Annotated in this window: 17 protein-coding genes and 1 pseudogene; 10 read left to right on the top strand and 8 right to left on the bottom strand. The window is 74.3% G+C overall.

Annotated elements, in window-relative coordinates; genetic code table 11:
• Positions 1–289, bottom strand: a pseudogene (locus MXD57_RS24375) (hypothetical protein); the annotation flags it as partial.
• 1 nt (position 290) lies between these two features.
• Positions 291–836, bottom strand: a complete 546-nt coding sequence (locus tag MXD57_RS24380) for an RNA polymerase sigma factor (protein ID WP_374114746.1) — start codon at positions 834–836, stop codon at positions 291–293.
• A 344-nt stretch (positions 837–1,180) separates the two neighbouring features.
• Here MXD57_RS24380 and MXD57_RS24385 point away from each other — a divergent pair, with 344 nt between their 5' ends.
• Positions 1,181–2,200 (top strand): aspartate-semialdehyde dehydrogenase, encoded by a 1,020-nt coding sequence (locus MXD57_RS24385; protein ID WP_250404020.1) that lies wholly within the window; start codon positions 1,181–1,183, stop codon positions 2,198–2,200.
• A gap of 127 nt (positions 2,201–2,327) precedes the next feature.
• Positions 2,328–4,898 carry an aminopeptidase N gene (pepN, locus tag MXD57_RS24390; protein ID WP_250404022.1) on the top strand — a complete coding sequence of 857 codons (2,571 nt, stop codon included), beginning with the start codon at positions 2,328–2,330 and terminating at the stop codon, positions 4,896–4,898.
• Positions 4,899–5,141: 243 nt separating this feature from the next.
• On the opposite strand, the gene MXD57_RS24395 is transcribed toward pepN, so the two are convergent.
• On the bottom strand, positions 5,142–6,191 hold the full coding sequence (locus tag MXD57_RS24395) for an EamA family transporter (RefSeq protein ID WP_250404024.1): 1,050 nt from the start codon (positions 6,189–6,191) through the stop codon (positions 5,142–5,144).
• Between the two features lie 109 nt (positions 6,192–6,300).
• On the opposite strand from MXD57_RS24395, the gene MXD57_RS24400 reads away from it, so the two are divergent.
• Entirely contained in the window at positions 6,301–6,807 is a 507-nt protein-coding gene (locus tag MXD57_RS24400) for a MarR family winged helix-turn-helix transcriptional regulator (RefSeq protein ID WP_250404026.1), read from the top strand.
• A 219-nt stretch (positions 6,808–7,026) separates the two neighbouring features.
• On the opposite strand, the gene MXD57_RS24405 is transcribed toward MXD57_RS24400, so the two are convergent.
• Positions 7,027–8,523 (bottom strand): FAD-dependent monooxygenase, encoded by a 1,497-nt coding sequence (locus tag MXD57_RS24405; RefSeq protein ID WP_250404028.1) that lies wholly within the window; start codon positions 8,521–8,523, stop codon positions 7,027–7,029.
• A gap of 156 nt (positions 8,524–8,679) precedes the next feature.
• On the opposite strand from MXD57_RS24405, the gene MXD57_RS24410 reads away from it, so the two are divergent.
• Positions 8,680–9,291: a TetR/AcrR family transcriptional regulator gene (locus MXD57_RS24410; protein WP_250404030.1), complete on the top strand. Its 612-nt coding sequence runs from the start codon at positions 8,680–8,682 to the stop codon at positions 9,289–9,291.
• Between the two features lie 99 nt (positions 9,292–9,390).
• Here MXD57_RS24410 and MXD57_RS24415 read toward each other — a convergent pair whose 3' ends face one another.
• The 4 genes from MXD57_RS24415 to MXD57_RS24430 form a co-directional block, all read right to left on the bottom strand.
• A complete protein-coding gene (locus MXD57_RS24415) occupies positions 9,391–9,666 on the bottom strand; it encodes a hypothetical protein (RefSeq protein WP_250404032.1) in 276 nt (91 codons plus the stop codon).
• A gap of 58 nt (positions 9,667–9,724) precedes the next feature.
• Complete coding sequence (gene malQ / locus MXD57_RS24420; protein ID WP_250404034.1) at positions 9,725–11,803, bottom strand: 4-alpha-glucanotransferase; 2,079 nt, start codon at positions 11,801–11,803, stop codon at positions 9,725–9,727.
• Positions 11,804–12,049, bottom strand: coding sequence for a hypothetical protein (locus tag MXD57_RS24425; protein WP_250404037.1), 246 nt, complete (start codon positions 12,047–12,049; stop codon positions 11,804–11,806).
• A gap of 464 nt (positions 12,050–12,513) precedes the next feature.
• Positions 12,514–13,050: an HNH endonuclease gene (locus tag MXD57_RS24430; RefSeq protein ID WP_199210575.1), complete on the bottom strand. Its 537-nt coding sequence runs from the start codon at positions 13,048–13,050 to the stop codon at positions 12,514–12,516.
• 310 nt (positions 13,051–13,360) lie between these two features.
• Between MXD57_RS24430 and MXD57_RS24435 the strand changes: the two genes are divergently transcribed.
• From MXD57_RS24435 to MXD57_RS24460, 6 genes are all read left to right on the top strand, one after another.
• Positions 13,361–14,464, top strand: a complete 1,104-nt coding sequence (locus MXD57_RS24435) for a mechanosensitive ion channel family protein (RefSeq protein ID WP_250404113.1) — start codon at positions 13,361–13,363, stop codon at positions 14,462–14,464.
• A 238-nt stretch (positions 14,465–14,702) separates the two neighbouring features.
• The gene (locus MXD57_RS24440; RefSeq protein ID WP_250404039.1) at positions 14,703–15,914 is read left to right on the top strand and encodes an ROK family transcriptional regulator; all 1,212 of its coding nucleotides are present in this window, start codon (positions 14,703–14,705) and stop codon (positions 15,912–15,914) included.
• Between the two features lie 128 nt (positions 15,915–16,042).
• The gene (locus MXD57_RS24445) at positions 16,043–17,311 is read left to right on the top strand and encodes a 6-phospho-beta-glucosidase (protein WP_250404041.1); all 1,269 of its coding nucleotides are present in this window, start codon (positions 16,043–16,045) and stop codon (positions 17,309–17,311) included.
• A complete protein-coding gene (locus MXD57_RS24450) occupies positions 17,302–18,282 on the top strand; it encodes an N-acetylglucosamine kinase (protein ID WP_250404043.1) in 981 nt (326 codons plus the stop codon). The genes MXD57_RS24445 and MXD57_RS24450 overlap by 10 nt, the downstream gene beginning before the upstream one ends.
• A 172-nt stretch (positions 18,283–18,454) precedes the next feature.
• Positions 18,455–19,888, top strand: coding sequence for a hypothetical protein (locus tag MXD57_RS24455; protein ID WP_374114747.1), 1,434 nt, complete (start codon positions 18,455–18,457; stop codon positions 19,886–19,888).
• A gap of 14 nt (positions 19,889–19,902) precedes the next feature.
• A complete protein-coding gene (locus MXD57_RS24460; protein ID WP_250404045.1) occupies positions 19,903–20,943 on the top strand; it encodes a glutamate ABC transporter substrate-binding protein in 1,041 nt (346 codons plus the stop codon).
• The last annotated feature ends 1 nt before the right edge of the window (position 20,944 follow it).

Raw genomic sequence — 20,944 nt, forward strand, 5'->3', positions numbered from 1 at the left:
CGGCCCGGTCCGCCCCCGCGGCGGCCGTCCCGGCCTCGGACGGGCCGCCGGGCTCCCGCGCGCCCGCCGTCCCCCGTGCCGGCCGCCCCGGCCACGGATCACCGGTCAGGGCCTCGGCGAGCCGGTTCAGTTGCTCCCTGAGCACCGCCACGTCCGCCTCGGCCGAGCGGTGGGCGGCGAGGAGGGCGGGGTCGTCGTGGGCGTCCGGCGGCAGGGGGGCGCCCGTGATCGCGGCCATCAGGGCGTCCATGCCGCCGTGCTCCCCCGTGTCCTCGTGTCCGGCGGGCATCTCACACCACCTCGTCCTCGTGCAGTCGCCGGCGCAGGGCCCGGACCGCCGCGTGCAGCCGGCTCTTGACCGTGCCCTCGGCAACGCCGAGTTCCTCGGCGATGCCGCGCACCGGCAGGTCGGCGAAGAAGCGCAGGATCAGGACCTGGCGCTGGGCGTCGGGCAGTTCGTCCAGGCCCCGGGCGACGGCGAGGGACAGCACGCTGGTCTCCTCGCCCGACGGGTGGGCCGGCTCGCCCAGGGCAGCCAGCCGCTCCCCCAGCCGCTCCTGGCGCCGCCTGGCCCGGTGCCAGTCCATGGCGAGGTTGGAGGCGACCACCGCCGCCCACGCCGACACGTCCCGTGGCGCCTCGCGCCCGCTCGCGGCCCGTTCCAGCAGCCGCAGGCGGACCTGCTGCACCCCGTCCGGCAGGTCCGCCTGCGGCACCCCGCCGAGCGCGAGCACCGCCCGCACCCGGCGTTCCTGGGCCGCGTCCAGCGGGTCCCCGCCGGTGCTGTCCGCACCGGCGTACACCCCCTGGTCGCGGCGCGCCCCTCCGCGCAGCACAGGCCACCCCCTCCCGCGTCTGCCCCTACGACGCACGAGGGGGTGGAAACGTTCGGCCGGGATCCGGGGACCCGAGAGGCGTACGTCACACCGCCGTGTGGGCGGAGCGTCGGTGGGCAGGGGCGGCCACAGCACAGCTTCCGGCGCGGGACCGCCGCCGGGGAAACATCTGCAGCTCAGCGCGGTGTACGACGGAGGTCCGGAACCGGACGCCGGGTGGTCGTGTCCCTTCTTCGTGGGCGGGCACCGCAATGAAGTGGACAGGTGGACCGGGACTGGCCGCATGATGGAAAGGCCCCGGTCACGCGAAGGCAAGCAGCAACAGAGACACAGAGGGAGTCGCCGTGAGGGTCGGAATCGTCGGAGCCACCGGTCAGGTCGGCACGGTCATGCGCAGGATCCTCACGGAGCGGAACTTCCCGGTCACCGAGCTGCGCCTGTTCGCCTCGGCCCGCTCGGCCGGGACCGTGCTGGACGGCGTGACGGTGGAGGACGCGGCGGCCGCCGACTACTCCGGCCTGGACATCGTGCTCTTCTCCGCGGGCGGCGCGACCTCCAGGGCGCTGGCCGAGAAGGTCGCCGCCCAGGGCGCCGTGGTGATCGACAACTCCTCGGCCTGGCGCCGCGACCCCGAGGTCCCGCTGGTGGTCGCCGAGGTGAACCCGCACGCCATCGCCGACCGGCCCAAGGGCATCATCGCCAACCCGAACTGCACCACGATGGCCGCGATGCCGGTCCTGAAGCCGCTGCACGAGGAGGCGGGCCTCGAGGCGCTGGTCGTCGCCACCTACCAGGCGGTGTCCGGCTCCGGCCTCGCGGGCGTGGCCGAGCTGCACGGCCAGGTGCAGAAGGTGGCCGCCGAGGCCGACAGGCTGACCCACGACGGTGCGGCGGTCGACTTCCCCGAACCGCAGGTCTACAAGCGCCCCATCGCCTTCAACGTGCTCCCGCTGGCGGGCTCCATCGTCGACGACGGTCTCAACGAGACCGACGAGGAGCAGAAGCTGCGCAACGAGTCCCGCAAGATCCTGGAGATCCCGGCCCTGAAGGTCTCCGGCACCTGCGTGCGCGTCCCGGTCTTCTCCGGCCACTCCCTCCAGGTCAACGCCCGTTTCGCCCGGCCGCTCAGCCCGGAGCGGGCGACCGAGCTGCTCGCGGGCGCGCCGGGCGTCGCCCTCTCCGACATCCCGACCCCGCTGCAGGCGGCCGGCCAGGACCCGTCGTACGTCGGGCGCGTCCGCAGCGACGAGACGGTGGACAACGGCCTGGCGCTGTTCGTCTCCAACGACAACCTCCGCAAGGGCGCCGCGCTGAACGCGGTCCAGATCGCGGAACTGGTGGCGGCCGAGCTCTCCGAGAAGTAGGCGCACCCGGTGCGAAAGGGGCGGTCGCGGGCGTGTGACCGCCCCTTTCGCCTGCCCGGGCTCATCGCTTTCCGCGTGGCCGCCATGGAAGGATGGCGCAACCCACACATAACGAGGAGATGACCGCGTGCCTGGCACAAACCTGACTCGCGAAGAGGCGCGGCAGAGGGCGAAGCTGCTCACCGTTGACTCGTACGAGATCGATCTCGACCTCTCCGGCGCGCAGGAGGGCGGCACCTACCGGTCCGTGACCACGGTGCGCTTCGACGTGGCGACCAGGGGCGCCACGTCCTTCATCGACCTGGTGGCCCCGGCCGTCCACGAGGTGACGCTGAACGGGGACGCGCTCGACCCCGCCGAGGTGTTCGCGGACTCCCGCATCGCGCTGCCCGACCTGCTCGACGGGCGCAACATCCTGCGCGTGGTCGCCGACTGCGCCTACACCAACACCGGCGAGGGCCTGCACCGCTTCGTGGACCCGGTGGACGAGCAGGCCTATCTGTACACCCAGTTCGAGGTGCCGGACGCCCGCCGGGTCTTCGCCTCGTTCGAGCAGCCCGACCTGAAGGCGACCTTCCAGTTCACCGTGAAGGCGCCGGAGGGCTGGACGGTCATCTCCAACTCGCCGACGCCGGAGCCCCAGGAGAACGTCTGGGTCTTCGAGCCGACCCCGCGCATCTCGTCGTACATCACGGCGCTGATCGTCGGCCCGTACCACTCGGTGCACAGCGTGTACGAGCGGGACGGGCAGAGCGTGCCGCTCGGCATCTACTGCCGTCCCTCGCTGGCCGAGTTCCTCGACTCGGACGCCATCTTCGAGGTCACCCGGCAGGGGTTCGACTGGTTCCAGGAGAAGTTCGGGCTGGCGTACCCGTTCGAGAAGTACGACCAGCTCTTCGTGCCCGAGTTCAACGCCGGTGCGATGGAGAACGCGGGCGCGGTCACCATCCGCGACCAGTACGTCTTCCGGTCCAAGGTGACCGACGCCGCGTACGAGGTGCGCGCCGAGACGATCCTGCACGAGCTGGCCCACATGTGGTTCGGCGACCTGGTCACCATGGAGTGGTGGAACGACCTGTGGCTGAACGAGTCGTTCGCCACGTACACCTCCATCGCCTGCCAGGCCGCGGCACCCGGCTCCCGCTGGCCGCACGCGTGGACGACGTTCGCGAACTCCATGAAGACCTGGGCCTACCGGCAGGACCAGCTCCCCTCCACGCACCCGATCATGGCCGACATCCGTGACCTGGACGACGTGCTCGTCAACTTCGACGGCATCACGTACGCCAAGGGCGCCAGCGTGCTCAAGCAGCTCGTCGCGTACGTCGGCGAGGACGAGTTCTTCAAGGGCGTGCAGGCCTACTTCAAGCGGCACGCGTACGGCAACACGCGCCTGTCCGACCTGCTGGGCGCCCTGGAGGAGACCTCCGGCCGCGATCTGAAGACCTGGTCGAAGCAGTGGCTGGAGACGGCCGGCATCAACGTGCTGCGCCCGGAGGTCGTGACGGACGCGGAGGGTGTCATCACCTCCTTCGCCGTCCGCCAGGAGGCCCCGGCGCTGCCCGCCGGCGCCCAGGGCGAGCCGGTGCTGCGCCCGCACCGCATCGCGATCGGCCTGTACGACCTGGACGGCAGCGGCAAGCTGGTGCGCACCGACCGGATCGAGCTGGACGTCGACGGCGAGCTGACGGCCGTGCCACAGCTCTCGGGCCGGCCCCGGCCCGCCGTCGTGCTGCTCAACGACGACGACCTGTCGTACGCGAAGGTCCGGCTGGACGAGGAGTCGCTGCGGACCGTCACCGAGCACCTCGGCGACTTCGAGGCGTCCCTGCCGCGCGCCCTGTGCTGGGCCTCGGCCTGGGACATGACCCGCGACGCCGAGCTGGCCACCCGGGACTACCTGTCGCTGGTGCTGTCCGGCATCGGCAAGGAGTCCGACATCGGTGTCGTGCAGTCGCTGCAGCGCCAGGTGAAGCTGGCGATCGACCTGTACGCCGACCCGGCCGCCCGTGAGGCCCTGCTGACCCGCTGGACCGACGCCACCCTGGCCCATCTGCGCTCGGCCGGACCGGGCAGCGACCACCAGCTCGCCTGGGCCCGGGCGTTCGCGGCGACGGCCCGCACGCCGGAGCAGCTCGACCTGCTGGACGCGCTGCTGGACGGCTCGCAGACCGTCGAGGGTCTGGTCGTCGACACGGAGCTGCGCTGGGCGTTCGTGGAGCGGCTCGCGGCGGTCGGCCGCTTCGACGAGGCGGAGATCGCGGCGGAGTACGAGCGGGACCGGACCGCGGCCGGTGAGCGGCACGCGGCCACCGCCCGGGCGGCCCGTCCGACGCCGGAGGCCAAGGCGGAGGCGTGGGCGTCGGTCGTCGACTCCGACAAGCTGCCGAACGCCGTGCAGGAGGCCGTGATCGGCGGCTTCGTGCAGACGGACCAGCGGGAACTGCTGGCTCCCTACGCGGAGCGGTACTTCGAGGTGCTCAAGGACGTCTGGGACGCCCGTTCGCACGAGATGGCCCAGCAGATCGCGGTCGGCCTGTACCCGGCCGTGCAGGTCTCCGAGCAGACGCTGGCCAGGACGGACGGCTGGCTGGCTTCGGCCGAGCCGGGCGCGGCCCTGCGCCGGCTGGTCTCCGAGTCCCGCTCGGGCGTCGAGCGCGCGCTGCGGGCCCAGGCGGCGGACGCGGCCAGCGCGTAACGCCGGTTCGCACACCAGGGCGCCCGGTCCCGCACCGGGCGCCCTTCCCGTGCGGCCGGTCCGGGGGTGCGGCGTCCGGATGCCGCCGGTGCGCGGCGCCGCCGGCGGGCCACGCCGCACGTGTGGCGGCACGCACCGCGCGGCGCGTGCCGCCCCGGCCTCCCGCCGAGCCGCTCGCCCGGACGAGAAGGGCCCGCCCCCTGGCGCTGCTTCGGGGACTCCGGGGGCGGCGCGCTCGGAGTCCTACGCGCCGCCGCGCCGCCCCGCCCCGGACGGCCGCGTCCCCGGAGGCCGCCCGGTCGAGGGCCCGGCCCCCTCCGGACCGGCACTCGCGGCGGCCTCCGCCGGTCCGGAGGTGGCGCCGGTACGTGTGCGGGCGGCGCGGTACGGGTGCTCGGGGTACGGGTGCTTCCTGTGCGCGGCACGGCGGGGCCCGTGGGCCGCTCCGCTCCCGATCTGCCCGGCCGCCGTCGCCCCGAACGCCAGGGCCATGCCGAGCACCTGCACCGCGGTGAGCGCCTGTCCCAGGACCGCCCAGCCGGTCACGGCGGCGGTCAGCGGGGAGAGCGGGCCGAGGAAGCCGGCCCGGGTGGCACCGAGCCGGCCGATGCCGCGGAACCAGAGCCAGTAGGCGACCGCCGTGTTCGCCAGCGCGAGGTAGAGGTAGCCGCCGATCGCGCGGCCGTCGAGCGCGGGCGGGGCGCCCTCGGCGAGCAGGGCGACCGGGGCGACGAGCAGTCCGCCGGCGGTGAGCTGCCAGCCGGCCAGGGCGAGCGGGCCGACACCGTCGGGCCGGCCCCAGCGCCGGGTCAGCACGGTCCCCGCGGCCATGGAGACGGTCGCCGCGACGGCCGCGAGCACGCCGACCGCGTCGAGGGCACCGGCCCCCCTGAGCACGACGAGGCTCACCCCGAGGGCGGCCACGACCCCGGCGACCAGGGTGCGGGGGGCCGGCCGCTCCCGCAGCAGCAGTGCCGAGAGGCCGATCACGAACAGCGGCCCGGCCGAGCCGACCACGGCGGCCATCCCGCCGGGCAGCCGGTACGCCGAGACGAACAGCAGCGGGAAGAAGGCGCCGATGTTCAGCGCGCCCAGCACGGCGGCCTTCGCCCACCAGATGCCGCGCGGCGGCACCCGGGTGAGGGCGAGCAGCAGCAGCCCCGCGGGCAGGGCACGGGCCAGGGCCGTGAACAGGGGGCGGTCCGGCGGCAGGAACTCGGTGGTGACGGCGTAGGTGGTACCCCAGGAAACGGGAGCGAGGGCGGTGAGCAGAGCGGTCGTGGGGCGCTTCATCGCGGACCCTTCCACGGATTTCAGTAAGTGGTAAGTAGCTTAGTGCTAAGCAACTTACGGTCAAGCCACTTTCTTGCCGACGACCGTCCCGGATGGCGATACTCGGCGCATGAACGCAGGCCGGCAGCAGCCCCACGACCCCGTCGACGCGATCATCGGCCAGTGGGCGGCCGTCCGCCCCGACCTCGACACGCGGGCGATGGAGGTCTTCGGACGGATCCACCGCCTCTCCCGCGCCATGGGCGATCTCATGGAGAAGGCCTACGAGCCCTACGGCGTCTCCGGCGGCGAGTTCGACGTGCTGGCCACGCTGCGCCGCTCCGGCGAGCCGTTCACCCTGTCCCCGCGCCAGCTCTCGGCGACCCTGATGCTCACCACCGGCGGCATGACCGGCCGCCTCGACAAACTGGAGCGGGCCGGACTGCTGCGCCGCTCCCCCGACCCCCACGACCGCCGCGCGCTCCAGGTGACCCTGACCGAGAGGGGACGGGACGTCGTCGACCGGGCGGTCGGCGCGGGACTCGACGTCCAGACCGAGGCCCTGTCCCACCTGAACGACCAGCAGGCCGGCCAACTGGCCGATCTGCTCAGGGAGTTGCTTTCCGGCACCCGGTAGGCGGGCGACCGGTGCGGCATCAGGGGCCGCGAGCCTTCCCGGTCACGGCACCAGCCAGTGCTGCGACCGGAGAGGTCCACCGGCTCGCGACGCCCGGCACGGCGTCTCGCCGCGTCGCCGCATCACCCGAGTACGTCCGGTACGCGGACGACGCTCCGCCTTGCGCTGCACCGCACCGGACGCCGCGAACCTTCCGGCAGACCCTTCCGGTCACAGCACCTAGCCGCCGACGTGTGCGGTGACGGCCGCCCCGATCTCCGCCGGACCGGCCGAGTCGGCCGCCCAGGCCACGTACCCGTCGGGGCGCACCAGCACGGTCACGCGGCGCTCACCCGCCCAGTGCGCCACGGCCAGCCGGTCACCGCGCCCGCCCTCGTACGGCTCCGGCGTGATCAGCACGAACCGGCCCCCGCGCAGCGCCTCGTGGAGGCGGCCGCCGCCGGCCAGGGCGACGTCCGGGACCCGGGTACCGGTGAGGCGATGGGCGCCGCGGGGCGCGGGATAGCGGAAGCCGACGCCGGTGATCCGGCCGGCGACCTCGCGGCGGGCGGGTCCGACGGCGCCGAGGAACGCGGTGAGCGCGGCCCGGGCCGCCAGCGTCCAGGGGCGCTTGGCCATGGCGAGGCGCACGATCCCGCCGCTGCTGCGCAGCACGGCCCTGCCGACCGGGTGCCGTTCGGCCTGGTAGCTGTCGAGCAGTTCGGGACCCGCGTGGCCACTGACGACCGCGGCGAGCTTCCAGCTCAGGTTGGCCGCGTCCTGGAGCCCGGTGTTCATGCCCTGACCGCCGGCGGGGGTGTGCACGTGCGCGGCGTCGCCGGCGAGGAAGACCCGGCCGGACCGGTAGGCGGGCACCTGGCGCTCGTCGCTGTGGAAGCGGGACAGCCAGCGGGCGTCGTGCATTCCGTAGTCCCGGCCGAGGGCGAGCCGGGTGATCTCCTTGACCTCGGCCAGGTCCAGCGGCTCCCCGTCGGGGACGTTGCGGCCGCGGTGCCAGCCGATCACCCGGTGGTAGCCGTCGCCGAAGGGCGCGAGGAAGGCGAACGCGTCGCCGACGGCGTTGACGGTGAGCAGGGCCGGGGGCTCCTCGGCGAGCCGGACGTCAGCGAGGACGACGGACCGGATCACCGACCTGCCGGGGAACGGCAGCCCGATCGCGTCCCGTACGGCACTGCGCATGCCGTCGGTGCCGACGACGTAGCCGGCCCGCAGCGTCCGCGCCCGCCCGCCGGGCCCGCCGGCCGCCACGGTGACCCCGTCGGCGTCCTGGGTGAGACCGGTCACCTCGGTCTCGTACCGGAAGTCGGCGCCGGCCTCGAGCGCCCGCCGCTCCAGAACCTTCTCCACCTCGTACTGGGGCAGGACGAGGAGGTGGTTGAAGCGGGAGGGCAGGGCGGCGAGGTCGACGGTGAGCCGGCCGAACAGGCGGAGCCGGTCCAGGGGCCGCCCGACGGCCTCCAGGTCCTCGGCGAGGCCGCGGGCGTCGAGCTGTTCGAGGGTGCGGGCGTGCAGGACGAAGGCGCGGGAGAGGTTGCTGATCCCGTGGGGGCGCTTCTCCAGGACGGTGACCGGGACGCCCGCGGCCGCGAGGTCGCCGGCGAGGAGGAGTCCCGTGGGGCCGGAGCCGACGACGAGGACCCGAGGGTCGGCGGGGCTCGCGTTTGCGGTGGTACTCGCGTGTGCGGTGGTGCTCGTGCTTCCGGTGGTGCCGTTCATGAGGACCTCCTGGCGCCAACGCTTGTTGGCCCATACCTGTCCGGCCCGCGATCGCCGGTCAACAGTTGTTGGACAACGCTTGTTGGCAAACGTACGGCGACCCCGCACGATTGTCAACGCTTGTTGGCAAACATGCGTGGGCCTACGCTTGTGGGCATGAACGCCAGCACCAGTAGCGACAACAGCACCGGCACCGGCAGCAGGAGCACCGGTCGGTCTCGCCGCTCGGACGCCACCCGCGGCGCGATCCTCGCCGCCGCCCGCGAGCGCTTCGCCACCGACGGCTACGAGCGCGCCACCATCCGCGCCATCGCCAAGGACGCACGCATCGACCCGTCGATGGTGATGCGGTACTTCGGCAGCAAGGAGGGCCTGTTCGCGGCAGCCGTCGCACTCGATCTGCGGCTGCCCGACCTTGGGCCGGCGCCCCGGGACGAGGCCGGCCGGACGCTGGTCGCGCACTTCCTCGACCTGTGGGAGGAGAACGAGGAGCTGACCGCGGTACTGAGAGTGGGAGCCACCAACCAGGCCGGGGCCGAGCGCATGCAGGGCATCTTCCGGGACCAGTTGCTGCCGGTGACCCGGCGGGTGTGTCCCGACCCGGAGCAGGTCCCGGCCAGGGCCGCGCTGTGCGCGGCGCAACTGCTCGGGCTGGCCCTCACCCGCTATGTGCTGCGACTGCCGGCGGCGGTGGCGCTGACGCGCGAGGAGCTGGTGGCCTGGCTCGGGCCGACCGTGCAGCGGTACCTCACCGCGCCCAGCCCCTGAGCCCGCCGGGAAGCGCCGAGGGCGCCGGTCCCACCCGGGTACGGCGGTGTGCGCGTACCGGGGAGACGGCGCCCTCGGCGGGACGGGGAGGAGGCCCGGTCAGGCCTTCGCCTCGCCCCGCACGTTGATGTTGGACGACGTGGTGTCCTTCTTGGCGTGGGACTTGTCCAGCGCCATGACCAGGCCCGCGATGATCACGAACAGGGCGATCGGCGCCACGACGTAGAGGCCCAGCGTCTGGACGACGCTCAGGCCGGGGCCGGGGTCGTCACCGTCGTCGCGGGTCAGCGCGAGCGCGGGGGACGACATGAGCAGCATCATCAGCGTCGTACCGGCGGCCAGGGCGCCGGCGCGCAGGGCGTTCTTCTTGTCCACACCCTCAAGTTAGCGAACCACCCGAACGGGCGCGCGCCCGGGGTCCCCTACGCCGCACTCACCGTCCCGCTCCCTGACCGAGCAGGTCCAGCAGCGCCCGGAGCCGGGGCGAGGCCGCCAGTTCCTCCAGCGTCACCGGGCGGCCCCGCGAATCGGCGACGGGCAGCCGCCAGTTCGGGTACTCGTCCCAGGTGCCGGGCAGGTTCTGCGGGCGGCGGTCGCCGACGCCGTCCGGGAGCCAGACGCCGACCAGCCGGGCCGGGGTGCGCAGCAGGAAGCGGTGGACGCCCTGGATCTCCGCCTCCTCGTCGCGGCCCGGCGGACCGGCCGCCGGACCGTCCAGCAGCCCGAGACCGCCCAGCAGGGCGAGCCATTCCGCCGTGTCCGCGGCCGCCTCGGCGCCCTCCTCGGCGGCGGAGCGGGTGAGCAGGCCCAGGCGGTCGCGCAGGCCGACGTGGTCGCCGCTGAGCCGGGCGGCGGTGGGCGGCAGGTCATGGGTGGTGGCGGTGGCCAGACAGTCGGCGCGCCAGCGCTCCGGGGGCAGCGGACGGCCGTCGCCCTCCCAGTCCCGCTCGAACCAGAGCACCGAGGTGCCGAGCACCCCGCGCCGCTGCAGCCGCTCGCGGACCCCGGGCTCCACGGTCCCCAGGTCCTCGCCGATCACCACCGCCCCGGCCCGGAAGGCCTCCAGGGCGAGCAGGGCGAGCATGGCCTCGGCGTCGTGGCGGACGTAGGTGCCCTCGGTGGGCGGGCTGCCCCGGGGCACCCACCACAGCCGGAACAGGCCCATCACATGGTCGATGCGCAGGGCGCCGGTGTAGCGGAACAGGGCGCGCAGCAGATGACGGTAGGGGGCGTGGCCGGAGTCGGCCAGCCGGTCGGGGCGCCAGGGCGGCAGCCCCCAGTCCTGGCCGTGGGCGTTGAAGGCGTCGGGCGGGGCGCCCACCGACATCCCGGCGGCGAAGTGGTCCTGCTGCGCCCAGGCGTCCGCGCCCTCGGGGTGCACGCCGACGGCGAGGTCGTGCACGATCCCGACCGGCATGCCGGCCTCCCGCGCGGCGCGCTGGGCGGCGCGGAGCTGGCCGTCGGTGAGCCAGGCGAGGCGGGAGTGGAAGCCGACGCGGTCGGCGAGCGCGTCGCGGGCCCGCGCGGTCTCGGCGGAGCGCGGGTCGCGCAGGCCGGCGGGCCACCGGCGCCAGTCGGAGCCGTGCACCTCGGTGAGCGCGCACCAGGTGGCGTGGTCCTCCAGGGCCTGCCCCTCGGTGGCGCGGAAGGCGTCGTAGGCGGCCTGCCGTCCGGGGGCGAGGGGGACGGCGTGGACGAGCTCCAGCGCCTCCCGCTTCAGCTCCCACACCGCGTCCCGGTCGATGAGGGCGCCGTTGTCGAGGACGTCGGCGCGCAGCCGGGCGGCGCGGTCCAGCAGGGCGCGGATCCGGTCCCGGTCCTCGACGTGGGCGAACTCGTCGATCAGCTCGACGCGTAGGTGCACGGGGTCGGGGAAGCGGCGTGAGGAGGGCCGGTAGGGCGAGGGGTCGGTCGGGGCTCCGGGCACGGCCGCGTGCAGCGGGTTGACCTGCACGAACCCGGCACCGGCGGTGCGTCCGGCCCAGCCGGCCAGCTCGGCGAGGTCGCCGAGGTCGCCCATGCCCCAGGAGCGCCGGGAGAGCAGTGAGTAGAGCTGGACGAGCAGGCCGTAGGAGCGGGTGGCCGGGGCGGGCAGCCGGTCCGGGGCGACGACGAGATGGGCGTGGCCGGTGCGGCCGTCGGGCGCGACGGCGGTCACCCGGTGCGCCCCGAGCGGCAGTCCTTCGGCCGTGTCCCGTGTCTCGCCCTGCTCGGTCTCGACGGTGAGGCGGGTGCCGGGGGGCAGGGCGGCGAGGGCGGCGGGGCCGTCCGGGTCGCCGGCCCAGTGCACGACCGTCGGCGGGAGCAGCCGTTCGCGCAGCTCGCGCTCCCGTTCGGCGAGCGCGGCGCGGACCGCGTCCGCACTGCCCGCGTCCACGCCCAGGGCGGCCAGGACGGCCACCACGGCGGAGACGGGGACGTCGACCGTGCGGTCCGGGGCGGGGCGGTAGGAGGTGTCCACCCCGTGCAGTGCGGCGAGCCGGGCCAGCTCCCCGTCGACGGCCGCGGCCATCTACAGCCCTGCGCCGGAGAAGTCGGGGAGCGGGCCGGTCTCGCTGGTCAGGGGAACGGCCTCGGCGAGTGGCGGCTCGCTGGTCAGGGGTTCGAAGTCGGGCAGGGGCGGCTCGCTGGTCAGCGGCGCCTCCACGCAGGCGCTCTCCGCGCTGAAGACGCAGAACCGCGTGGCGTCGGTCTCGGCGGACGGCTCCGCCAAGGGTTTCCACTGGGCCGGAATGACGGGATGAGCCGGTGCGGCCACGGGGGCCTCCTTCTCTCTGGTTCGCTTGCCGCGGCTAGCGGTGGTCAGGGGCAGGCCTACCCCGCGACGCCGAAGCCACTCACCCCACTGTCCGGGCACGCGTGTGCGCATCCCGTCAACCGGTGCCGGGGGAGGCGGGGCCGGCCGAGGGGACGGGCGGCTCTCCCGCCGGGGCCGGCGGGAGAAGGAGGGGGACGGGGCTCGGCGCTGCCACGGGCCGGCGCGGCGGGCGATCCGGCGGCGGTGACCTGCCCGTACGACCGGCACGGCGCGCCGGGTGGCCGCGCGCGGGCCGCGCCGCCGACCGCGTTCGCGGCGGGCGCCGCGCCGTGGACGGACCGCGGGGCGCGTGCCGAAGGTCCCCGCGGTCGACGGACCGAGGAATCGCGCGGACGACGTGCCGAAGGACCCCGTGGCCGGACGGCGGGCCGTGCGGCCACGGGGTGCGCGAAGGCCCGGAGTCGTCAGGCTGAGATGCCGTCGATCCGGGCCATGGCGTCGTCCGCGCCGTACGGCTGCAAGTAGGGCAACCAGCGCGGGTCCCTGTGGCCGGTGCCGATGATGCGCCAGGCCAGACCGGTGGGCGGGGCGGGTTTGTGGCGCAGCCGCCAGCCGATCTCGACGAGGTGCCGGTCGGCCTTCACGTGGTTGCAGCGGCGGCACGAGGCCACCACGTTGTCCCAGACGTGCTTGCCCCCGCGGCTGCGCGGAATGACGTGGTCGACGCTGGTTGCGACGCCACCGCAGTACATGCACCGGCCCCCGTCGCGCGCGAACAGCGCCCGGCGGGTGAGAGGAACGGGACCCCGGTAGGGGACCCGCACGAAACGCTTCAGCCGGACCACGCTGGGTGCGGACACTGTGACGGTCGCGCTGTGCATAAAGGCGCCGGATTCCTCGAGGGAGACGGCCTTGTTCTCCAGGACGAGGACGAGCGCGCGGCGGAGCGGTACGACGCCGAGCGGCTCGTACGACGCGTTGAGGACCAGGACGTGCGGCACGGGTGCCTCCTTGGGCGTCGGCGGCGCGTGGCTCGCGCCGGGACGATCTGCAGTCAGTCTCCCCTCATGCCTGGTGAACGCGCCACCATGTCCCGGTAACGGGCTGGGAGTGTTTTCGACCACACCCGATGTGTCCCCCGGATCATGGCGTGTTCAAGCCCAGGTGAGACCCGTCTCCCTTGAGCGGAACGGCGCGGAGCACCCACGATGCCCCGTTAGTGTGTTGGTTCTGTCCGTCCGGTGACCTTTTCGTGATCAGACCTTGACCACACCGCCGGAGCGGGCCGCGCAGCACCTGGAGGTACCCGCCGTGTCCCTGTCCGTCGCCCTCGCGGCCGCCGGCGCGTCCCCCTCGCCGTCCCCCTCGGATTCCACGGCGCCGCCCGTTCCCACCCTGCAGGACGCCCAGGAGCACGCGACGAACGCCGCGAGCTGGGTGGAGCAGAACTGGTCGACCTGGCTGGCGATGGGTCTGCAGATCGTGCTGGTCGTGGTCGTGGCCGTGGCGCTCAGAGCGGTGGTGCGGCGGGCGATCACCAAGCTGATCGAGCGGATGACCCGGACGGCGCAGGCCGCCGAGGGCAGCGCGCTGAGCGGGCTGCTGGTCAACGTCGAGCGGCGCCGGCAGCGGGCGGCGGCGATCGGCTCCGTGCTGCGCTCGGTGGCCAGCTTCCTGATCCTCGGCACGGCCGCGCTGATGGTGCTGTCCACCTTCAGGATCGACCTGGCGCCGCTGCTGGCCTCGGCCGGTGTGGCGGGCGTCGCGATCGGTTTCGGCGCCCGGAACCTGGTCACGGACTTCCTCTCCGGTGTCTTCATGATCCTGGAGGACCAGTACGGCGTCGGCGACGAGATCGACGCGGGTGTGGCCACCGGCGAGGTGCTGGAGGTCGGTCTGCGGGTGACGAAGCTGCGCGGCCCCAACGGCGCGATCTGGTATCTGCGCAACGGCGAGGTCAAGCGGATCGCGAACCTCTCCCAGGGCTGGGCGACGGCCGGGGTCGACGTGACCGTGAGGGCGAGCGAGGACCTGGACCGGGTGAAGGCCGTCCTCGACGAGGTCGCCGAGAGGATGACCAAGGAGGAGCCCTGGAACGAGCTGCTCTGGGGTCCGGTCGAGGTGCTCGGCCTGGACAGCGTGCTGATCGACTCGATGGTCGTCCGCCTCTCGGCCAAGACCATGCCCGGCAAGTCGGTGACCGTGGAGCGCGAGCTGCGCTGGCGGGTCAAGCGGGCCTTCGACGCGGCGAGCATCCGCATCATGGGCGGCGCGACGGCCGTGGAGGACCTCGAGGGCGGCGCGGACCCGGCCGCGGCGGTTGCGGCGCCGTCGGTGTACGCCAACGCGGAGTCCTCGCAGTCGGCGGCGACGGCCCCGATCACCACCTCGCGTACGGCTCCTCCGGGCAGGTAGGAGGGGGGCGTGGGGACCGCGTGCCGGCGCCGGCGCCCGGACCCCACGCCCCCGGGCGGCGGCTCCGCCGCCTCGGGGGCACTGTCCGTTGACGTCCTCTTCGTCCTGGGCATATCTTCCTCCGAAACAAATAGGAAAGTTTCCTAACAGCGATCTCCCGGGTGCCCGCCGATCAAGGCTGGACCTCGTCCCCCGCCCACTGAAGGGCCGGGCAGCCGGAAAGGCAGGTGTCGACCGCATGGCAGGAACCGCCGGTACACCGGGCACCCCGCGCGTCCTGCGCGCCATGAACGACCGCGCCGCGCTGGACCTCCTGCTGGAGCACGGGCCGCTGTCGCGCACCCGGATCGGCAAGCTCACCGGCCTGTCCAAGCCCACCGCGTCACAGCTCCTGGCCCGCCTGGAGGCGGCCGGGCTGGTCCGGGTCACCGGCACCACCGAGGGCCGGCCGGGCCCCAACGCCCGGTTGTACGCCGTGAACGCGGACGCCGCCCACGTGGCCGGGCTCGATGTGAGCCCGCACCGCGTCCGCGCCGCGGTCGCCGACATCACCGGCCGCACGGTCGGCTCGTACGAACTGCCCACCCCGGGACGGCGGCCGGCCCGGGGTGCCGTGGAGCAGGTCACCGAGGCGCTCGACGGTGCCGCGAAGGCCGCGGGTCTCGCCAGGTCCGATGTGCACCGGCTGGTCATCGGCACCCCGGGGGCCTTCGACCCGGGCACCGGCCGGCTGCGCTACGCCTCGCACCTGCCCGGCTGGCACTCCCCCCGCCTGCTCGACGAACTGGCCGCCGCACTGCCCATGCCGGTCGAGTACGAGAACGACGTCAACCTCGTCGCCATCGCCGAGCAGCGGCTCGGCGCGGCCCGCGGCCACCCGGACTTCGTCCTGCTGTGGAACCAGGACGGCCTGGGCGCCGCCCTGGTGCTCGGCGGCCGGCTGCACCGCGGCTGGACCGGCGGGGCCGGCGAGGTCGGCTTCCTGCCCGTGCCGGGCACCCCGCTGGTCCGCCGGGTGACCAAGGCCAACAGCGGCGGCTACCAGGAGCTGGCCGGCTCCCGGGCGGTACCGAGGCTGGCCCGCGAACTCGGCGTCCCCGACGTGCCGGCGGGCCCGCACACCGAGGCGGCCGCGACCCTGCTGGCGCGGGCGGCCGACCACGGCGGCGGTCCGCACCGGGAACTGCTGCGGGCCTACGCGACCCGGCTGGCCACCGGTCTCGCCTCGCTGGTCTCCGTCCTCGACCCCGAACTCGTCGTCCTCGGCGGCTCCACCCTGACGGCCGGCGGCGAGGTGCTGCGCGCCCTCGTCCAGGCCGAGCTGGCGGAACTCGCCGCGGCCCGCCCCCGGCTGGTCGTCGGCGACGTGACGGAACACCCCGTGCTGCGCGGCGCGCTTCAGTCCGCGCTCGCGGCCACCCGCGACGAGGTCTTCGACACCTCGCGCTGAGCACCCGAGTCCCACCGCCATGACCGCCACCGTGCTGGTCATGGCCCCGTGATCCTCGTGTCCTTCTTCGCCCGGAAGGCGTTCACCCCAGGGCGTCACCCTCACCGGAGGAAAGGGTTGGTCCACGTATGAAACTCACCGTGGTCGGCGGCGGCTCGACCTACACCCCCGAACTCGTCGACGGCTTCGCCCGGCTCAGGGACACCCTGCCCGTCGAGGAACTCGTCCTCGTGGACCCGGCCGCCGAGCGCCTGGAGCCGGTGGGCGGCCTGGCCCGCCGGATCTTCGCCAGGCAGGGCCACCCGGGCCGCATCGTCACCACCTCCGACCTGGACGCCGGCGTGGACGGCGCCGACGCCGTACTGCTCCAGCTCCGGGTCGGCGGGCAGGCCGCCCGGGAGCGGGACGAGACCTGGCCGCTGGAGTGCGGCTGCATCGGACAGGAGACCACCGGCGCGGGCGGCCTCGCCAAGGCGCTGCGCACGGTCCCGGTCGTCCTGGACATCGCCGAGCGCGTGCGCCGCGCCAACCCCCGTGCCTGGATCGTCGACTTCACCAACCCGGTCGGCATCGTCACCCGCGCCCTGCTGGCGGCGGGGCACCAGGCGGTCGGCCTGTGCAACGTGGCGATCGGCCTGCAGCGCAAGTTCGCGGCCCTGCTGGGCACCGACCCGAAGGACGTGCACCTGGACCACGTGGGCCTGAACCACCTGACGTGGGAGACGGGGGTACGGCTCGGCGGGCCCGAGGGCGCGGACGTCCTGCCCGAGCTGCTCGCCGGGCACGGCGACGCCATCGCCCGCGACCTGCGCCTGCCCCGGCCCCTGCTGGACCGCCTGGGTGTGGTCCCCTCCTACTACCTGCGCTACTACTACGCCCATGACGAGGTGGTGCGGGACCTGCGCACCCGACCCTCCCGGGCATCGGAGGTCGCCGCCATGGAGCGCGAACTGCTGGCGATGTACGGCGACCCGGCCCTGGACGAGAAGCCGCCGCTGCTCGCGAAGCGGGGCGGTGCGTTCTACTCGGAGGCGGCCGTGGACCTGGCGGCGGCCCTGCTGGGCGGCGGCACGGGCAGCCCCTACCAGGTGGTCAACACGCTCAACCGGGGCACGCTGCCCTTCCTCCCGGACGACGCGGTGATCGAGGTGCAGGCGGCGGTGGGCCCGTCCGGGGCCGCCCCCCTGGCCGTGCCGGACCTCGACCCGCTGTACGCGGGCCTGGTGGCGAACGTGACGGCGTACGAGGAACTGGCGCTGGAGGCGGCGCTGCGGGGCGGCCGGGACCGGGTCTTCCGCGCCCTGCTGGCGCATCCGCTCGTCGGCCAGTACGAGTACGCCGACGCGCTCACCGACCAACTGGTCGCGCACAACCGGGAGCACCTCGCGTGGGCCTGATCCCGACCGTCCTCGCCGTCGACGCGGGCAACAGCAAGACCGACGTGGCCGTGGTCACCGCGGGGGGCGAGGTGCTGGCCACGGCCCGCGGCGGCGGCTTCCGCCCGCCGGCGGTGGGCGTCGCGGCGGCGGTGGACGCCCTGGCCGGACCGGTCGCGCGGGCGTTCGCGGACGCGGGCGTGGCCACCGCCTCGCACGTCTCCGCCTGCCTCGCCAACGCCGATCTGCCGGTGGAGGAGGAGCGGTTGGCGGCCGCCCTGCGAGCGCGCGCGTGGGGCGCGTCGGTGGAGGTCCGCAACGACACCTTCGCGGTCCTGCGCGCCGGTGTGCGCGAGCCCCGGGGCGTGGCCGTGGTGTGCGGCGCGGGCATCAACTGCGTCGGGATGCGCCCCGACGGCCGCACGGCCCGCTTCCCGGCGGTCGGGCGCATCTCCGGTGACTGGGGCGGCGGCTGGGGCCTGGCCGAGGAGGCCCTGTGGCACGCGGCCCGGGCGGAGGACGGCCGGGGGGAGCCGACCGAGCTGGCCCGCGCCCTGCCCGCGCACTTCGGACTGCCGTCCATGTACGCGCTGATCGAGGCCCTGCACCTGGGGCACGTCGAGCACGGCCGCCGGCACGAGCTGACCCCGGTGCTGTTCCGCACGGCCGCGCACGGGGACCGGGTCGCCGGCTCCCTCGTGGACCGCCTCGCCGAGGAGGTCGCGACGATGGCCGCGGTGGCCCTGTACCGGCTCGGCCTCCTGGGCGAGCGGACCCCCGTCCTGCTGGGCGGCAGCGTGCTGAGCGCCGGTCACACCCGGCTCGACGACGGTGTGCGCGACCTGCTGGCGTCCCGCGCCCCCAAGGCGGACGTCCGCGTGGTCACGGCCGCCCCGGTCCTCGGCGCGGCCCTCCTGGGCCTGGACCGCCTGCACGCGGGGGATGCGGCGCTGGGACGGGCCCGGGCACACTGGGACACCGGCCGGCGCTGACCCCGGCGGGGTGCTCCCGGGCACGTGGGGCCACGGGAACCGGACCGGTGCCGCAGGGCGTGTTCACGGGCAGGGGACGCCTCGTTCCGATCAAGATGACGTGAAGGCCGGTGCGGATGTCGGTCCGGGCCGCAATACTGGGCGGCGAACGGATGACCATGGGGGAGGTCAGGTGACACAGCCGCCGAGGAGCAGCACGGCACCGCCGTCGGCGGGCGCCGTCGTGCCCGCGATCCCCCCGCAGGCCGGGCATCCCGCGGCACCGGCCCGGCCGGGCCGGTCACCGGCGCCCCGCCGCACCGCCCTCGCCGAGGGCGCCGAACGGCTGCGGGCCGCCGCGACGACCGAGCCGGGGCGGCTGCGCATCATCGGTGCCGTCCTCGCCCTGCTGGTCGTCGCGTTCGGCGCGGTCACCGCCTGGCAGACCGCCGAGCGCGCGGCCGCCGCCGACGACGTGCTGCACCGCAGCCAGCCGCTCAGCTCCGGCGCGGCCGACATCTACCGCGCGCTGGCCGACGCCAACACCGCGGCGTCCAGCGGCTTCCTGGCGGGCGGTCAGGAGACCGCGGAGTCGCGGGACCGGTACGAGAAGGACATCCGCACCGCCGCCGCGGGCCTGGTCACCGCCGCCACCAGCTCAGAGCCGGGCTCGCCGTCGGAGGCGGCCGTCACCAAGCTGAACAAGCTGCTGCCCGAGTACAAGGGGCTGGTGGAACGCGCCCGCACCTACAACCGGCAGGGCTATCCGGTCGGCGGCGCCTATCTGCGGTACGCGAACGAGAAGATGCAGAAGGAGATGCTCCCGGCCGCGGAGGACCTCTACAAGAAGGAGAACCAGCGGCTGGACGCCGACTACGGGGACGCGACGCCCTACCCGTGGACGGCGATCGCGCTCGGCGTGCTCGCCCTGGCCGCGCTCGGCTGGGCCCAGCACCGCACCTACCGGCACACCAACCGCGTCCTCAACCAGGGCCTGGTGGCCGCCTCCACCGCCACCGCGGTGGCCCTGCTGTGGCTGGTGGCCGGGCACACCGTGGCCAGATCGGGCCTGAACGGCTCCTACGACAACGGCGTCCGCTCGCTGAACGTGCTGCACGACGCCCGCATCGCCTCCCTGAAGGCGCGGGGCAACGAGAACCTGAGCCTGGTGGCGCGCGGCGCCGAGACCATCACGGTGGGCGGACAGACGTACGACGCCTACTACTACGACTTCGACCAGGACATGGGAGTGCTCGCCAAGGGCCTCACCGACGCCCGCCGGCTCGCCGACGACGAAGCGGGCAGCGGGCCGGTCGAGGCGGCCGAGGGCAACATGGCGGTGTGGAAGCGGCGCCACGCCTCGGCCCGCGCCGAGGACGAGAACGGCAACTACCAGCAGGCGCTGGACAAGGTGATCGGCGGGGCGGACGCCACCGGCGCGTGCTTCGACGGCGTGGACCGCAACCTCGCCCTGGCCATCGGCCACGAGCAGACCGAGTTCCAGCGGGCCGCCGGTGACGGGCGCGACGCGATGACCGGGCTGCCCGCCGGCGCCGCCCTGCTGGGCGTGCTCGGCGCGGCGGGCGCGGTCGCCGGCGTCGGCCGCCGGCTTTCGGAGTACCGGTGACAGGGGGCGTGACGATGTACGCGAACCGTGTACGGACCTCCCTGCGGGGCTGGGGCGGGGTCGGGGCGATGGCGGTGCTGTGCGCGCTGGCCCTGACCTTCGCGCTGCTGCTGCCGCGCACGCAGCCGCGTCAGGACGACGAGGGCGGCGCACGGACCGCCGGCCCGGGTGTCGCCAGGGGCAGCCAGGCGCGCGCCGGCGACTGCGAGGACTCCGAGGCGCAGGACCAGACCCTGTCCCCGTCCGGGGCGGACGGTCGGACCATCGACGCCATCAAGTCCCGTACGGGCGCCAAGCGCAAGCTGGTCGTCGGCGTCGACCAGAACAGCTACCACTGGGGCTACCGCAACCCGAACACCGAGACCGCCCAGCTCGAGGGCTTCGACATCGACCTCGCCCACAGGATCGCCGAGGACATCCTCGGCGACCCGGACGCGGTGCAGTTCAAGGCCATCCCGACCAGCCGGCGCATCCCCGCGATCAAGAACGGCCGGGTCGACATGGTGGTCCGCACGATGACCATCACCTGCGGGCGCCTGGACGACGTGGCTTTCTCCGCGCCCTACTTCAAGACCGGGCAGCAGGTACTGGCGCCCAAGTCCTCCCCCGTCAAGGGCTACGACGGCACGCTCGCGCACAAGAGGGTCTGCACGGCGTCCGGTTCCACCGCCTACGGCAAGCTGAAGGCCGACCGCGACGCGGGCGACCTGCCCGCCTCCACCGACATCTCCACCACCGTCCCCAACCAGCTCGACTGTCTGGTGCGGCTGCAGCTCGGCGAGGTCGACGCGGTGGTCACCGACGGGGCCCTCGCCGCGAGCCAGGCCGCCCAGGACCCGACGGTCGCCCTGAAGGGTGACGCGTTCACCACCGAGTACTACGGCGTGGCGATGAAGAAGGACGCCACCGATCTGGTGCGCCGCGTCAACCGCGTCCTGGTCGACTACCGCGCGGACGGCTGGCAGGCGTCCTACGACAAGTGGCTTTCGGACACACTGGGGAAGGACTCGGGCCCGTCGAAGCCGCCCGCGCCGCAGTACCTGCGCAAGAGCTGAC

It is taken from the genome of Streptomyces cellostaticus (assembly GCF_023630175.1).
GTDB lineage: Bacteria > Actinomycetota > Actinomycetes > Streptomycetales > Streptomycetaceae > Streptomyces > Streptomyces cellostaticus_A.

Coding starts and splice junctions, on each gene's coding strand:
- MXD57_RS24395 (WP_250404024.1), bottom strand. CDS start 6,191: ATGAAGCGCCCCACGACCGCTCTGCTCACCGCCCTCGCTCCCGTTTCC.
- MXD57_RS24400 (WP_250404026.1), top strand. CDS start 6,301: ATGAACGCAGGCCGGCAGCAGCCCCACGACCCCGTCGACGCGATCATC.
- MXD57_RS24405 (WP_250404028.1), bottom strand. CDS start 8,523: ATGAACGGCACCACCGGAAGCACGAGCACCACCGCACACGCGAGTACC.
- MXD57_RS24410 (WP_250404030.1), top strand. CDS start 8,680: ATGAACGCCAGCACCAGTAGCGACAACAGCACCGGCACCGGCAGCAGG.
- malQ (WP_250404034.1), bottom strand. CDS start 11,803: ATGGCCGCGGCCGTCGACGGGGAGCTGGCCCGGCTCGCCGCACTGCAC.
- MXD57_RS24440 (WP_250404039.1), top strand. CDS start 14,703: ATGGCAGGAACCGCCGGTACACCGGGCACCCCGCGCGTCCTGCGCGCC.
- MXD57_RS24445 (WP_250404041.1), top strand. CDS start 16,043: ATGAAACTCACCGTGGTCGGCGGCGGCTCGACCTACACCCCCGAACTC.
- MXD57_RS24460 (WP_250404045.1), top strand. CDS start 19,903: ATGTACGCGAACCGTGTACGGACCTCCCTGCGGGGCTGGGGCGGGGTC.